The sequence below is a fragment of the Streptomyces sp. JH34 genome, from assembly GCF_029428875.1.
Taxonomy (GTDB): domain Bacteria; phylum Actinomycetota; class Actinomycetes; order Streptomycetales; family Streptomycetaceae; genus Streptomyces.
The window spans coordinates 2,309,275-2,322,534 of record NZ_JAJSOO010000001.1 but is presented as its reverse complement, the minus strand read 5'-3'; the positions used below and the strand labels follow the sequence as shown (position 1 = coordinate 2,322,534).

Genomic DNA, 13,260 nt, shown 5'->3' with positions numbered 1-13,260 from the left:
CCCTACCAGCTACCGGCGGGTGTCCGGGAACAGATATCCCCGCGTCGTCCGGGCCGGCGCGGGAGGTCGCGGGGGTGCCTGACGGCCCGGGTGCGGAGCTCTCCACGGCGGGCCCCGGACGGGCCCCGGCCACCTCTCCGGGGGCGGAAGTGGGCAAAACCCGGACGCAGCACCTCCGCCCGACCTACCCTCGAAGGGTGTCAGGGGCGTACGGCCGCGTGCTTGTTGTGGACGACAACAAGGTCATCCGGCAGCTGATCAGGGTCAATCTCGAGCTGGAGGGCTTCGAGGTCGTGACCGCGGCCGACGGCGTCGAGTGCCTGGACCTGGTGCACGAGGTCTGCCCGGATGTGATCACTCTCGACGTGGCGATGCCCCGGCTCGACGGCCTGCAGACCGCTGCCCGGCTGCGCGCCGATCCGACGACCGGGCATCTGCCGGTGGCCGTCATCAGCGCCTGCACCCCCTGCGAGGTGGCCGCCGGGGTCGACGCGTTCCTGGCGAAACCCTTCGAGCCGAGCGAGCTGGTGCGGATGGTGCGCCGTCTCGCCCGCCGGGAGGACGCGGCGCGCTCCGGCAGCAGGCGGGGTGCGGGGACGGCCAGGAGTGCGACCGGCTGACCCCGTGGGCGGGCGGGTCTCTGCCCGTATGGCGAAACCGGTTGGCGAAGTGCCCCCCTTCCTCCCATACGCTGGTGCCGTGACACCCGCAGATCTCTCCAGGACCGTGCTGCACGCTGTGCGCCGCGCGGTCGACGAGGACGCCCTGCGCGCGCCGGTGCCCGCGCGCGTGCGGGTCGAGCGGACACGGCCCGGCGGCAGCGGCGACTACGCCTGCGCCGTGGCCCTGCAACTGGCGGGCCACGCGGCGCTCCCCGCACGCGAGGTGGCCGCACTGCTGAGGGACCGGGTCGTCGGCGCTCCCGGGATCGGACGGGTCGAGATCACCGGGCCGGGCTTCCTGAACTTCACGCTCGACGCCTCCGCCGGTGCCGAGGCCCGCGCCGCCCGTGTGCGCGAGGTGCTCGACGCGGGCCTGCGGTACGGGCGGGTCACCACCGAGGCCGGGCGGCTCCACCGCCTCCACCACCCGCCTGAGGTCAGGGCCGCCGTCCTCGCGCAGAGCGTGGCGCGCCTGCTGCGCACCCAGGGCGGCCAGGTGCTCGTCGGCTGCACCGAGGAGACCGACCCCCGCTGGGAGGACCTCGGCGTCCGGGTCGGCCTGCGGTACGGGGCCGAGGAGAGCGCCGGGATCCGTCCCGTCCCGGCCCGTGCGACCGCCGCCGCCCTGCTCGACCGCCTCGGACGCGACGCCGCGCTGTGGGGGCTGCAGCGGCCCGCAGCCCATGACCACGCGACCCTCGGCGACGACCTCCTCGTGCAGGGGGAGCCCAACCCGCTCTTCCTGGTCCGCTACGCCCACGCCCGCGCCCGTGCCCTCCTGCGTGAGGGAGAGCGGTTCGGCCTCACCGCCGCGTACGAGACCGACGTCGACGCGCCCGCGCTGCACGCCGCGCTCGCCGACCACCCCGGGGTGCTCGCCGCCGCCGCGCTCCACCACGCGCCCGACCGCGTCGCCCGGCACCTCGAGACCGTCGCGGACGCCTTCTTCGACTTCCACGCCACGACCCCGCCGCTCCCCGTCGGCGACGAGAAACCCTCGGCCGCCCACCGCTCCCGGCTGGCCCTTGCCGAAGCCGCCGGGAAGGTGCTGGCAGGCGGCCTGTTCGTGCTCGGCATCAGCGCGCCCCCACACCTCTGACGAGACCTGAGAGAACAGAGCAGAACGATGAGCCGATCCGCACACCCCGCCGGGCCCCGTCACGCCGACGTCCTCCCCGAGGGCCACTACACCGCCCCGGCCACCGACCTGAACGAGCTGGACCCGAAGGTCTGGTCCCGCACGGTCACCCGTGACGCGGACGGTGCGCTCACGGTAGGCGGGATCGAAGTCGCCCGGCTGGCCGAGGAGTTCGGGACGCCGGCGTACTTCCTGGACGAGTCCGACTTCCGGGCGCGCTGCCGTGCCTGGGCCGATGCCTTCGGGGCGGACGCCGATGTCTTCTACGCGGGGAAGGCCTTCCTGTCGCGCGCCGTGGTGCGCTGGCTCAAGGAGGAGGGGCTGAACCTGGACGTGTGCTCCGGCGGCGAGCTGGCCACGGCGCTGGACGCCGGGATGCCCGCCGAGAACATCGCCTTCCACGGCAACAACAAGACCGTCGCCGAGATCGAGCGGGCCGTCGAGGCGGGCGTAGGGCGGATCGTGCTCGACTCCTTCCAGGAGATCGCCCGCGTCTCCCACATCGCCCAGCGGCTCGGTACGCGCCAGCGCGTGCAGATCCGCGTCACGGTCGGCGTCGAGGCCCACACCCACGAGTTCATCGCCACCGCGCACGAGGACCAGAAGTTCGGCATCGCGCTGGCGGACGGACAGGCGGCCGAGGCGGTCCGCAGGGCGCTGACCCTGGACGGCCTGGAACTCATCGGCATCCACTCGCACATCGGCTCGCAGATCTTCGACATGGCCGGCTTCGAGGTCTCCGCACGGCGCGTCGTGCAGCTTCTCGCCGAGGTCCGTGACGAGCACGGCGTCGAGCTCCCCGAGATCGACCTGGGCGGCGGCCTCGGCATCGCGTACACCTCCGAGGACGACCCCCGCGAGCCGCACGAGATCGCCAAGGCGCTCTCCGGCATCGTGACCCGGGAGTGCGAGTCGGCCGGCCTGCGGACCCCGCGCATCTCCGTCGAGCCGGGCCGGGCGATCGTCGGCCCCACCGCCTTCACGCTGTACGAGGTCGGCACCATCAAGCCGCTCGAGGGCCTGCGGACGTACGTGAGCGTCGACGGCGGGATGTCGGACAACATCCGCACCGCGCTCTACGACGCCGAGTACAGCGTCGCCCTCGTCTCGCGCACCTCCGACGCGGAACCCATGCTCGTACGCGTCGTCGGCAAGCACTGCGAGAGCGGTGACATCGTGGTCAAGGACGCGTTCCTGCCTGCCGACCTGGCGCCCGGCGACCTGATCGCGGTGCCCGCCACCGGTGCGTACTGCCGCTCCATGGCCAGCAACTACAACCACGCCCTGCGCCCGCCCGTCGTCGCCGTGCGTGACGGACGGGCCCGGGTCATCGTCCGGCGTGAGACGGAGGAAGATCTCCTGCGTCTCGATGTCGGCTGATGAAATTCACATCTCAAAATCCGGACGGGTGGCAGAAACCCCCGTCCGGTGAGTGAGACTGGTCCACACATCAGAAGTAGGAGAAACGAGGTCGGATGATGCGTACGCGACCGCTGAAGGTGGCGCTGCTGGGCTGTGGAGTGGTCGGCACAGAGGTGGCGCGCATCATGACGACGCACGCCGACGACCTCGCCGCGCGTATCGGCGCGCCGGTCGAGCTCGCCGGTGTCGCCGTCCGCCGGCCGTCCAAGGTGCGCGAGGGCATCGACCCCGCGCTGATCACCACCGATGCGACCGCCCTGGTCAAACGGGGTGACATCGACGTCGTCGTCGAGGTCATCGGAGGCATCGAGCCGGCCCGGACGCTCATCACGACCGCCTTCGAGCACGGCGCCGGCGTGGTCTCGGCCAACAAGGCGCTGCTCGCCGAGGACGGCTCCGCGCTCCACGCCGCCGCCGCGAAGCACGGCAGGGACCTCTACTACGAGGCGGCCGTGGCGGGCGCCATCCCGCTCGTACGCCCGCTGCGTGAGTCCCTCGCGGGGGACAAGGTCAACCGGGTGCTCGGCATCGTCAACGGCACGACCAACTTCATCCTCGACAAGATGGACACGAGCGGCGCCGGGTACTCCGAAGCCCTCGACGAGGCCACCGCCCTCGGGTACGCCGAGGCCGACCCGACCGCCGACGTGGAGGGCTTCGACGCCGCCGCGAAGGCCGCCATCCTCGCGGGGATCGCCTTCCACACCCGGGTCCAGATCGGTGAGGTGCACCGCGAGGGCATCACCGAGGTCACCGCCGCGGACATCGCCTCCGCGCGCCGCATGGGCTGCACCGTCAAGCTCCTCGCCATCTGCGAGCGCGCCGCCGACGGCAGGTCCGTCACCGCCCGCGTGCACCCCGCGATGATCCCCCTCAGCCACCCGCTGGCCTCCGTGCGCGAGGCGTACAACGCGGTCTTCGTCGAGGCGGAGGCCGCCGGGCAGCTGATGTTCTACGGCCCCGGCGCGGGCGGCTCACCGACCGCGTCCGCCGTCCTGGGCGACCTGGTCGCCGTCTGCCGCAACATCGTCGGGGCGACCACCGGCCCCGGTGAGTCCGCCTACACGCGCCTGCCCGTCAGCCCCATGGGCGACGTCGTCACGCGCTACCACATCAGTCTCGACGTGGCCGACAAGCCTGGCGTGCTCGCCCAGGTCGCGACGGTCTTCGCCGAACAGGACGTATCCATCGATACGGTCCGCCAGCAAGTCCGACAGGACGGCAGCGGCGAGGCATCCCTCGTCGTCGTCACCCACCGCGCGCCCGACGCCGCCCTCTCCGGGACCGTCGAAGCGCTGCGCAAGCTGGACACCGTGCGCGGTGTCGCCAGCATCATGCGTGTTGAAGGGGAGTAAGGACCCATGACCAGCAAGGGCACCCACCAGTGGCGCGGCATCATCGAGGAGTACCGGGACCGTCTTCCGGTCACGAGCACCACACCGGTCGTCACACTCCGTGAGGGCGGCACGCCGCTCGTCCCGGCGCAGGTTCTCTCCGAGCGCACGGGCTGCGAGGTGCACCTCAAGGTCGAGGGCGCCAACCCGACGGGTTCGTTCAAGGACCGCGGTATGACGATGGCGATCACCCGGGCGAAGGAGGAGGGCGCGCAGGCCGTCATCTGCGCCTCCACCGGAAACACGTCCGCCTCCGCCGCCGCGTACGCCGTGCGCGCCGGCATGGTCTGCGCCGTCCTCGTGCCGCGCGGCAAGATCGCGCTCGGCAAGATGGGGCAGGCCCTCGTCCACGGCGCGAAGATCCTCCAGGTCGACGGCAACTTCGACGACTGTCTGACCCTGGCCCGCAGCCTCTCGGACAACTACCCCGTGGCGCTGGTCAATTCGGTGAACCCGGTCCGCATCGAGGGCCAGAAGACCGCCGCGTTCGAGATCGTCGACGCGCTCGGCGACGCCCCCGACATCCACGTCCTGCCGGTGGGCAACGCGGGCAACATCACGGCCTACTGGAAGGGTTACAAGGAGTACGCGGGGGACGCGATCTCCACGCACACCCCCCGCATGTGGGGCTTCCAGGCCTCCGGCTCCGCGCCGATCGTCCGCGGCGAGATCGTCAAGGACCCGGCGACCATCGCCACCGCGATCCGCATCGGCAACCCGGCGTCCTGGCAGTTCGCGCTGGACGCGCGGGACGAGTCCGGTGGCTTCATCGATGAGGTGACGGACCGTCAGATCCTGTCGGCGTACCGCCTGTTGGCCTCCCAGGAGGGCGTCTTCGTCGAGCCCGCCTCGGCGGCGTCCGTGGCCGGTCTGCTCAAGGCCGCCGACGAGGGCAAGGTCGACCCCGGGCAGAAGATCGTCTGCACCGTCACGGGCAACGGGCTGAAGGACCCCGACTGGGCCGTCGCGGGTGCCCCGCAGCCGGTCACCGTCCCGGTCGACGCCGTGGCCGCGGCGGAGAGGCTGGGCCTCGCGTAGCCGGCCCCCGCCGCAGCTCAACCGCCCTGCCCGGGTGAAGAGCGCACGGGAGGTGTGCGACACGCATCGTGCGCCTCCTGTGCGCCCTATGTCGCCACAGAACCTTCCTTCGATAAGCTGTACCCGGCCCCCGCCGCATCCGCCGCGGTGCAGCAGCCGTCGTGACTGCCGGGCCCTCCCCGTCCCCGCACCGGCGTCCCACGCACGTCGAAACACCCCGCACAACATCCCCGCCGCCGTACAGGAAGAGTCGTCCAACCGATGGCCGGTCCCGCGTTCCGAGCCGCCGCCGTCCGGGTGCGCGTCCCCGCAACCAGCGCCAATCTGGGCCCGGGTTTCGACGCCCTCGGCCTCTCGCTGGGGCTCTACGACGACGTCGTCGTCCGGGTCGCCGACTCCGGGCTGCACATCGACATCGCGGGTGAGGGCGCAGAGACGCTGCCCCGCGACGAGAACCACCTGCTCGTACGCTCCCTGCGCACGGCCTTCGACCTGCTCGGCGGACAGCCCCACGGCCTGGAGATCGTCTGCGCCAACCGCATCCCGCACGGCCGCGGCCTCGGCTCCTCGTCCGCCGCCATCTGCGCCGGGATCGTCGCCGCGCGCGCCGTGACGACGGGCGGCGAGGCCCGTCTCGACGACGCCGCGCTGCTGGAGCTGGCGACCGAGATCGAAGGGCACCCCGACAACGTCGCCGCCTGCCTCCTCGGCGGATTCACCCTCGCCTGGATGGACGGAGGAGCCGCCAGGGCCATCCGGATGGACCCCGCGGACTCCGTCGTTCCGGTGGTCTTCGTCCCGGCCACCCCGGTGCTCACCGAGACCGCCCGCGGCCTCCTGCCGCGCACCGTCCCCCATGTGGACGCAGCGGCCAACGCCGGCCGTGCGGCCCTGCTCGTCGAGGCCCTGACCAGGCGCCCCGAGCTGCTGCTGGCCGGCACGGAGGACAGGATCCACCAGGAATACCGGGGGCCCGCGATGCCGCGGAGCGTCGAGCTGGTGAACCGGCTGCGCGCCGACGGCGTGCCTGCTGTCATCTCCGGAGCCGGGCCCACGGTGCTCGCGCTGACGGAGGAAGGGTCGGCCGACAAGGTCGCCCGGCTGGCGGGAGAGGGATGGGCCGCGAACAGGCTCACCCTCGACGCCACCGGGGCGAGCGTGTTGCCGCTCGCCGCGTAATCCCACGTGATTGCCGGTGCATGAGAGGGGGAATGTTTGTTGGAGCCGGTAGTGTTAACCTCAAGTCAGCAATCGACGTCTTCGTGGCGCGTTGCTTCGTGTCCCCTTCCGGGACCACCACTCTTCCGGGAGCCTCCCCGACTGCCTGAGCAGCCTGCCTGAGCTTTCGAGCACGCTCCGGAACCGGCACGACACCCTCTTGCTCACCCAGGAGTGGGCCGAGCAGGGGGATCTCGCGCCGGAACCCCGCACTTTCGTCTCTCCGCCGTACCCGGCGGACCATCGCCCCGGCAAGGTCCGCGATCGACACGATCAACAGACCCAGTCGGACAGCACAACCGGTCGCCGAGCCAGAAGGCCGACGTCCGCTCCAGGGAAGGACCCTTCGTGAGCGACACCACCGATCTGATGGGCGTGACTGCCGACAAGAACGTCGACAGCTCCGTGCCCGCCGAAGGTGCTGCCTCTGGCACCACCGCACGGCGCCGCCGCTCCGGCACCGGCCTCGAGGGCATGGTCCTGGCCGAGCTGCAGCAGGTCGCGTCCGGCCTCGGCATCAGGGGAACCGCGCGGATGCGCAAGAGCCAGCTGATCGAGGTCATCAAGGAGACGCAGGCCGGAGGATCCTCCGCGCCCGCCCCCAAGGCCGCCGCGTCCACCGGTACGGACGCCGGGAGCAAGCCGAAGCGGCGTGCCACCTCCAAGTCGCGCACCGGTGACGAAGCCGCTGCCGCGCCCGCCGCCGACAAGGCCGCCGCGCAGCAGCAGATCGACATCCCGGGCCAGCCGGCCAGCGACGACCAGCCGACGGGCGAGCGCCGCCGTCGCCGGGCGACCGCGCAGGCGGGCAGCCCGGACACCAAGGCCGAGTCCAAGGCGGAGGCCGCGTCCGAGCCGAAGTCCGAGCCCAAGGGCGAAGGCCGTCAGGACCGCGCGGACGAGCGCGGCGAGGCGAAGGCCGACGCGAAGGCCGAGTCCGCCACGGACAACGCCGAGGGCCGTCGGGGCGACCGCCAGGACGGCCGCCGCGGTGACCGTCAGGACCGTGGCGACCGTCAGGACCGCGGTGACCGCCGGGACCGCCAGCGTGACCGCCGTGGCAAGGGCGACGACCAGGGCCAGCAGGGCGGCGGACGCCGTCAGGGCCAGCAGGGCGGCGGCCAGAGCCAGGGCCAGCAGGGCGGCGGCGGCCCGCAGGACGACGGTTTCGACGACGACGGCGGCCGGCGTGGCCGTCGCGGCCGTTACCGCGACCGCCGTGGCCGTCGCGGCCGCGACGACTTCGCGACCGACGTCCAGGTGGCCGACGACGACGTCCTGATCCCCGTCGCCGGCATCCTCGACATCCTCGACAACTACGCGTTCATCCGGACCTCCGGCTACCTGCCGGGCCCGAACGACGTGTACGTCTCGCTCGCCCAGGTCCGTAAGAACGGCCTGCGCAAGGGTGACCACGTCACGGGTGCCGTGCGCCAGCCCAAGGACGGCGAGCGCCGCGAGAAGTTCAACGCGCTGGTCCGCCTCGACTCGGTCAACGGCATGGCGCCGGAGTCCGGCCGCGGCCGGCCCGAGTTCCAGAAGCTGACCCCGCTGTACCCGCAGGACCGGCTCCGTCTGGAGACCGACTCCAACGTCCTGACCACCCGGATCATCGATCTGGTCGCACCGATCGGCAAGGGCCAGCGAGGCCTGATCGTGGCCCCGCCGAAGACCGGTAAGACCATGATCCTGCAGGCCATCGCCAACGCGATCACGGTCAACAGCCCCGAGTGCCACCTGATGGTCGTCCTGGTCGACGAGCGTCCGGAAGAGGTCACCGACATGCAGCGGTCGGTGAAGGGCGAGGTCATCTCCTCGACCTTCGACCGTCCCGCCGAGGACCACACCACGGTCGCCGAGCTCGCCATCGAGCGCGCGAAGCGCCTCGTGGAACTCGGTCACGACGTGGTGGTCCTGCTGGACTCGATCACCCGTCTGGGCCGCGCCTACAACCTGGCGGCTCCGGCCTCCGGCCGCATCCTGTCCGGTGGTGTCGACTCGACCGCGCTCTACCCGCCGAAGCGCTTCTTCGGTGCCGCGCGCAACATCGAGGACGGCGGCTCGCTGACCATCCTGGCCACCGCGCTCGTCGAGACCGGCTCGCGCATGGACGAGGTGATCTTCGAGGAGTTCAAGGGCACCGGCAACATGGAGCTCAAGCTCGACCGGAAGCTCTCGGACAAGCGCATCTTCCCGGCGGTGGACGTCGACGCGTCCAGCACCCGTAAGGAAGAGATCCTGCTCGGCACCGACGAGCTGGCCGTCACCTGGAAGCTGCGCCGGGTGCTCCACGCACTCGACCAGCAGCAGGCCATCGAACTCCTCCTGGACCGCATGAAGAAGACGCAGTCCAACGCGGAGTTCCTGCTGCAGATCCAGAAGACGACGCCGGGCAACGGCAACAGCAACGACTGACGTCACATCAGCAGCCCCATGGAACTGCCCTCGTCACATCAGTGACGAGGGCAGTTTTGCGTTGTACTATCAGCGAGCTGTATGTGGGGGGGAACGTATTTTCTATACGCCCACTGTGTCGCGATTCCAGTGGGAGTTTCTCTCCCTTCGAGTGCAACTACCCGACGCCGCCAAGGCGTTGCGCCGGGTCCATCGAAGGGATCTTCAGTGACATCTGGCAGACGGAAGAGCTCCATCACCTTGTCGGCGGCGGTGACGGCGCTCGCTCTGGGGACCGCGGCCCTGTCCGCCGTGCCCGCGCAGGCGGACACGCCCCAGCCGACGGCTAAGCGGAGCGTCCAGCCGCGCACCACGGCCTCGCAGGCCGAACTCCTGCAGACCGTCAAGGACTCCACGGACCGGCTGCAGCGCGGCGAGTCCGGCGCACCCGCCGACGCGGACGCCGGTGACGGCTCCCGGCCCGCGCCCGAGCAGTCCGGGCGTACTGCGGACCCGAAGATCATCGGAGGCGCCGCCGCCACGCTCGGCGAGGCGCCGTGGATGGTGCAGCTGCACTACTACGACGACAAGGGCACCGCGGACACGGCGGACGACGAGGGTTACTTCTGCGGAGGCACACTCGTCGCCCCCGCGAAGGTCCTGACCGCCGCGCACTGCGTGGACGGGCTCGACTGGGAGACGAACGGCGCCGTCGTCGGCGGCACCACCCAGCTCCCGGAGGGCGGCGACCTTCACGGAGGGACGGCGACCGGCGTCTGGAAGCAGTGGGTCCACCCGGACTTCGACGACGTCAACCTGGACTTCGACGTCGCCGTGCTGACGTTGGGTTCCGCGCTTCCGTACCAGACGCTGCAGCCCGCGGCGTCCGGTGACACGGCGCGCTACAAGACCGGCACCCCGGCGACCGTCTACGGCTGGGGGCGCACCAGCTCCACCAGCGACGACATCTCACCGGTCCTGCTCAAGGCCTCCGTGCCGGTGCAGGCGGACTCGGCATGCTCGGGGTACTTCGGCAGTGAGTTCGTCCCGGAGAAGATGGTGTGCGCCGGGCAGCCGGCCAGTGGGCAGGACACCGGCACGGTCTCGCCCTGCAACGGCGACTCGGGCGGACCGCTGGTGGTCAACGGCCGGATCGCAGGGGTCGTCTCCTGGGGGGTGGCCGACTGCGTGGAATCGGGCGCGTACAGCGTGTACGCCAAGACCGCCACGTTCGCGGGTGAGGTGAACCCGCGCATCGACGACGCCAACCTCAACTTCGACGACAAGGCGGACCTGTTCGCCCGCGCGTCGAACGGCGAGGGCTTCAACTACTACTCGCGCGGTGGCTCGCTCGGCGACCGCGAGTCGGTGGGCGACTGGCAGGGCATCGACCTGGTCCGCCAGGCCGACGTCAACCGCGACTTCTACCAGGACTACGTCTACCGCAACACGGCGGGCGAGCTGTACTGGTGGGGGTACGACAGCGCCGCAGAGACCTACCTGGACCACAAGATCGGACCCGGCTGGGGAAGCCTGCGCAACATCACCCTCACCGGCGACGTGACGGGCGACGGCTTCGTGGACCTCACGGCGAACGACTCGGCCGGTGCGCTGTGGATGTGGACGGGCCGTGGCAACGGCACGTTCGCGGCCAAGGTCCAGATCGGCGTGGGCTGGAGCACCTACCAGGTGTACGGCAGGGGCGACTACAGCGGCGACGGCAAGCCGGACCTGATCGCTCGTGACGCCAGTGCGGTGCTCTGGATGTACAAGGGCACGGGCTCCGCGTCCGCCCCGTTCTCCGGCCGGGTCAAGGTCGGCACCGGCTGGAACTTCACCGCCTACGCCACCACCGGTGACGTGACGGGCGACGGCCGCGCCGACTTCATCGTCCGCGACACCGCGGGCGTGCTCTGGGCCTACAAGAGCACGGGCTCCGCCACGGTGCCGTTCGCCACCTCGGCACGGATCAAGCTCGGCGTGGGCTGGGGTTCCTACAGCCTCCTCGGCTAGAGAGGCCCTGCCGTCGGCGCACGGACCGGCCCCGGACCCCTGTGGTCCGGGGCCGGTCCCGTACGCGGGTACCGCTCTCCCCGCCGCCCCGAGGCGAGGAGACCTTGCCCACAGCGGCAGGACGGCCGGGAAACGGCTGCGGGACCGTTACGAGCATGCGAATCCGCAGGTGGGGCGTGTGATGCCACGCCGGGTGCGAAGCGCCGCACGGGCTCGTGTCCGCCGTGCGGCTCATGTCGGGGCGTCGTTCGGCTGTGCAACCCTTTTCCCTGCTTCGGCTTCGGCGCAGCGCCGGCCGGCCACGACTGAATCTTCTGGCAGGGGACCAGGAAGCACCGCCGAACGAGGGAGCCGTATGACCGAGCAGAGCAGGAGCGCCGGCCGAATACGCGGCACCGGCAGCCGCCGGAGGAAGCCGCCACGGGCCCGCCGTGTGAAGAGGATCGCCCTGTGGGGCGCCGCCGCCCTGGTCGTCGTCGGGGGATCCGGACTCGGTTACGCCTACTACACGCTCAACGGCAACCTGAAGGGCGTCGACATCGACGCCGCCCTCGGGACCAGCCGTCCCGACGACGTGGACGACGGGTCCGAGGACATCCTGGTGCTGGGATCGGACTCCCGCTCCGGCGCCAACTCCGCGTACGGCGCGGACGAGGGCTCCGCGCGGGCGGACACCGCGATGATCGTGCACGTCAACGAGGGGCACACCTCCGCCAGCGTGGTCTCGGTCCCGCGGGACACCCTCGTCGACCGCCCCGCCTGCACGAGCGACACCACCGGCGAACAGGTCGCCGCCGAGCACCAGACGATGTTCAACTCGGCCTACCAGGTCGGTGGTCCCGCCTGTGCGGTGAAGACCGTCGAGTCCATGTCCGGCATCCGCATGGACCACTACCTCGAGGTCGACTTCACCGGGTTCAAGAAGCTCATCGACGAGCTCGGCGGCGTCGAGATCACCACCTCGCGGGCGATCGACGACCCCGACAGCCACCTCGCGCTGAAGCCCGGCACCCACACCCTGAGCGGGGAGCAGTCGCTCGGCCTCGTCCGCACGCGCCACAGCGTCGGCGACGGCAGCGACCTGGGCCGCATCCAGCTCCAGCAGGCCTTCGTGAAGGCCCTGATGGACCAGGCGAAGAGCGTCGGGGTGTTCTCCGACCCGAAGACCCTGTTCGGGCTGGCCGACACGGCGACCAAGGCCGTCACCACCGATTCCGAACTGGCCTCCGTCAAGAAGCTCACCGGCTTCGCCGACGGGCTCAAGGGGCTCGGTTCCAAGAACGTCGACATGATCACGCTTCCCGTGGAGTACGACCCCCAGGACCCCAACCGCGTGCTGCCCCAGGAGAAGGCCGACCGCAAGGTGTGGGCGGCGCTCAAGAAGGACGAGCCCGTACCGGCGTCCGCCACGGCGCAGTCGGCGGGCGACAAGGGCGGGGCGGGAGACGTCGTACGGTAACGGCACATCGCGTCACCGGGTGATCGCGGAACGTCCGCGGTTCGCGCGGGAATACACACGGCCGGGTCCTCGTTTTGGGAGATACGGCCGGTCCTGGCAGACTGGTACGTCGGTCCCGGTTCACGGACGCGCAATCCGCGCGAACGACCCGGCACCCTCCCGAACCTAGGAGACACCTTGAAGCGCGACATCCACCCCGAGTACGTCGAGACGCAGGTCAGCTGCACCTGCGGTGCGTCGTTCACCACCCGGAGCACCCTTGAGGGCGGCGCCATCCGCGCCGACGTCTGCTCCGAGTGCCACCCGTTCTACACGGGCAAGCAGAAGATCCTCGACACCGGCGGCCGCGTGGCCCGCTTCGAGGCCCGCTTCGGCAAGGCCGCCGGCTCCGCCAGCAAGTAGCGAGCCACTGCGCCGGTTCCCGACGCCCTCCAACGGGCGCCGGGACCGGCGTTTTTTCCGGCTGTGCGGCCGGGCGTACCCGAGGGGTACGCGTCGACGGCACACCTCCAGCAGGCCCGC

At 71.2% G+C, this 13,260-nt stretch carries 10 protein-coding genes; all 10 read left to right on the top strand.

Features of this window, described 5'->3' with window-relative positions:
• Positions 1–197: 197 nt before the first annotated feature.
• Positions 198–620: a response regulator transcription factor gene (locus LWJ43_RS09995; RefSeq protein WP_277331930.1), complete on the top strand. Its 423-nt coding sequence runs from the start codon at positions 198–200 to the stop codon at positions 618–620.
• Between the two features lie 79 nt (positions 621–699).
• Positions 700–1,761, top strand: coding sequence for an ArgS-related anticodon-binding protein NrtL (gene nrtL, locus LWJ43_RS09990; protein ID WP_277331929.1), 1,062 nt, complete (start codon positions 700–702; stop codon positions 1,759–1,761).
• 27 nt (positions 1,762–1,788) lie between these two features.
• Entirely contained in the window at positions 1,789–3,180 is a 1,392-nt protein-coding gene (gene lysA / locus LWJ43_RS09985; RefSeq protein WP_277331928.1) for a diaminopimelate decarboxylase, read from the top strand.
• Between the two features lie 95 nt (positions 3,181–3,275).
• Complete coding sequence (locus LWJ43_RS09980) at positions 3,276–4,577, top strand: homoserine dehydrogenase (RefSeq protein WP_277331927.1); 1,302 nt, start codon at positions 3,276–3,278, stop codon at positions 4,575–4,577.
• 6 nt (positions 4,578–4,583) lie between these two features.
• Entirely contained in the window at positions 4,584–5,654 is a 1,071-nt protein-coding gene (gene thrC / locus LWJ43_RS09975; protein ID WP_147959508.1) for a threonine synthase, read from the top strand.
• A gap of 261 nt (positions 5,655–5,915) precedes the next feature.
• A complete protein-coding gene (gene thrB, locus LWJ43_RS09970) occupies positions 5,916–6,833 on the top strand; it encodes a homoserine kinase (protein ID WP_277331925.1) in 918 nt (305 codons plus the stop codon).
• Between the two features lie 387 nt (positions 6,834–7,220).
• Complete coding sequence (gene rho / locus LWJ43_RS09965; RefSeq protein WP_277331924.1) at positions 7,221–9,287, top strand: transcription termination factor Rho; 2,067 nt, start codon at positions 7,221–7,223, stop codon at positions 9,285–9,287.
• Positions 9,288–9,494: 207 nt separating this feature from the next.
• On the top strand, positions 9,495–11,279 hold the full coding sequence (locus LWJ43_RS09960) for a trypsin-like serine protease (protein ID WP_277331923.1): 1,785 nt from the start codon (positions 9,495–9,497) through the stop codon (positions 11,277–11,279).
• Between the two features lie 355 nt (positions 11,280–11,634).
• Complete coding sequence (locus LWJ43_RS09955; protein ID WP_277331922.1) at positions 11,635–12,738, top strand: LCP family protein; 1,104 nt, start codon at positions 11,635–11,637, stop codon at positions 12,736–12,738.
• Positions 12,739–12,915: 177 nt separating this feature from the next.
• Positions 12,916–13,140: a 50S ribosomal protein L31 gene (rpmE, locus tag LWJ43_RS09950; protein WP_099174467.1), complete on the top strand. Its 225-nt coding sequence runs from the start codon at positions 12,916–12,918 to the stop codon at positions 13,138–13,140.
• The last annotated feature ends 120 nt before the right edge of the window (positions 13,141–13,260 follow it).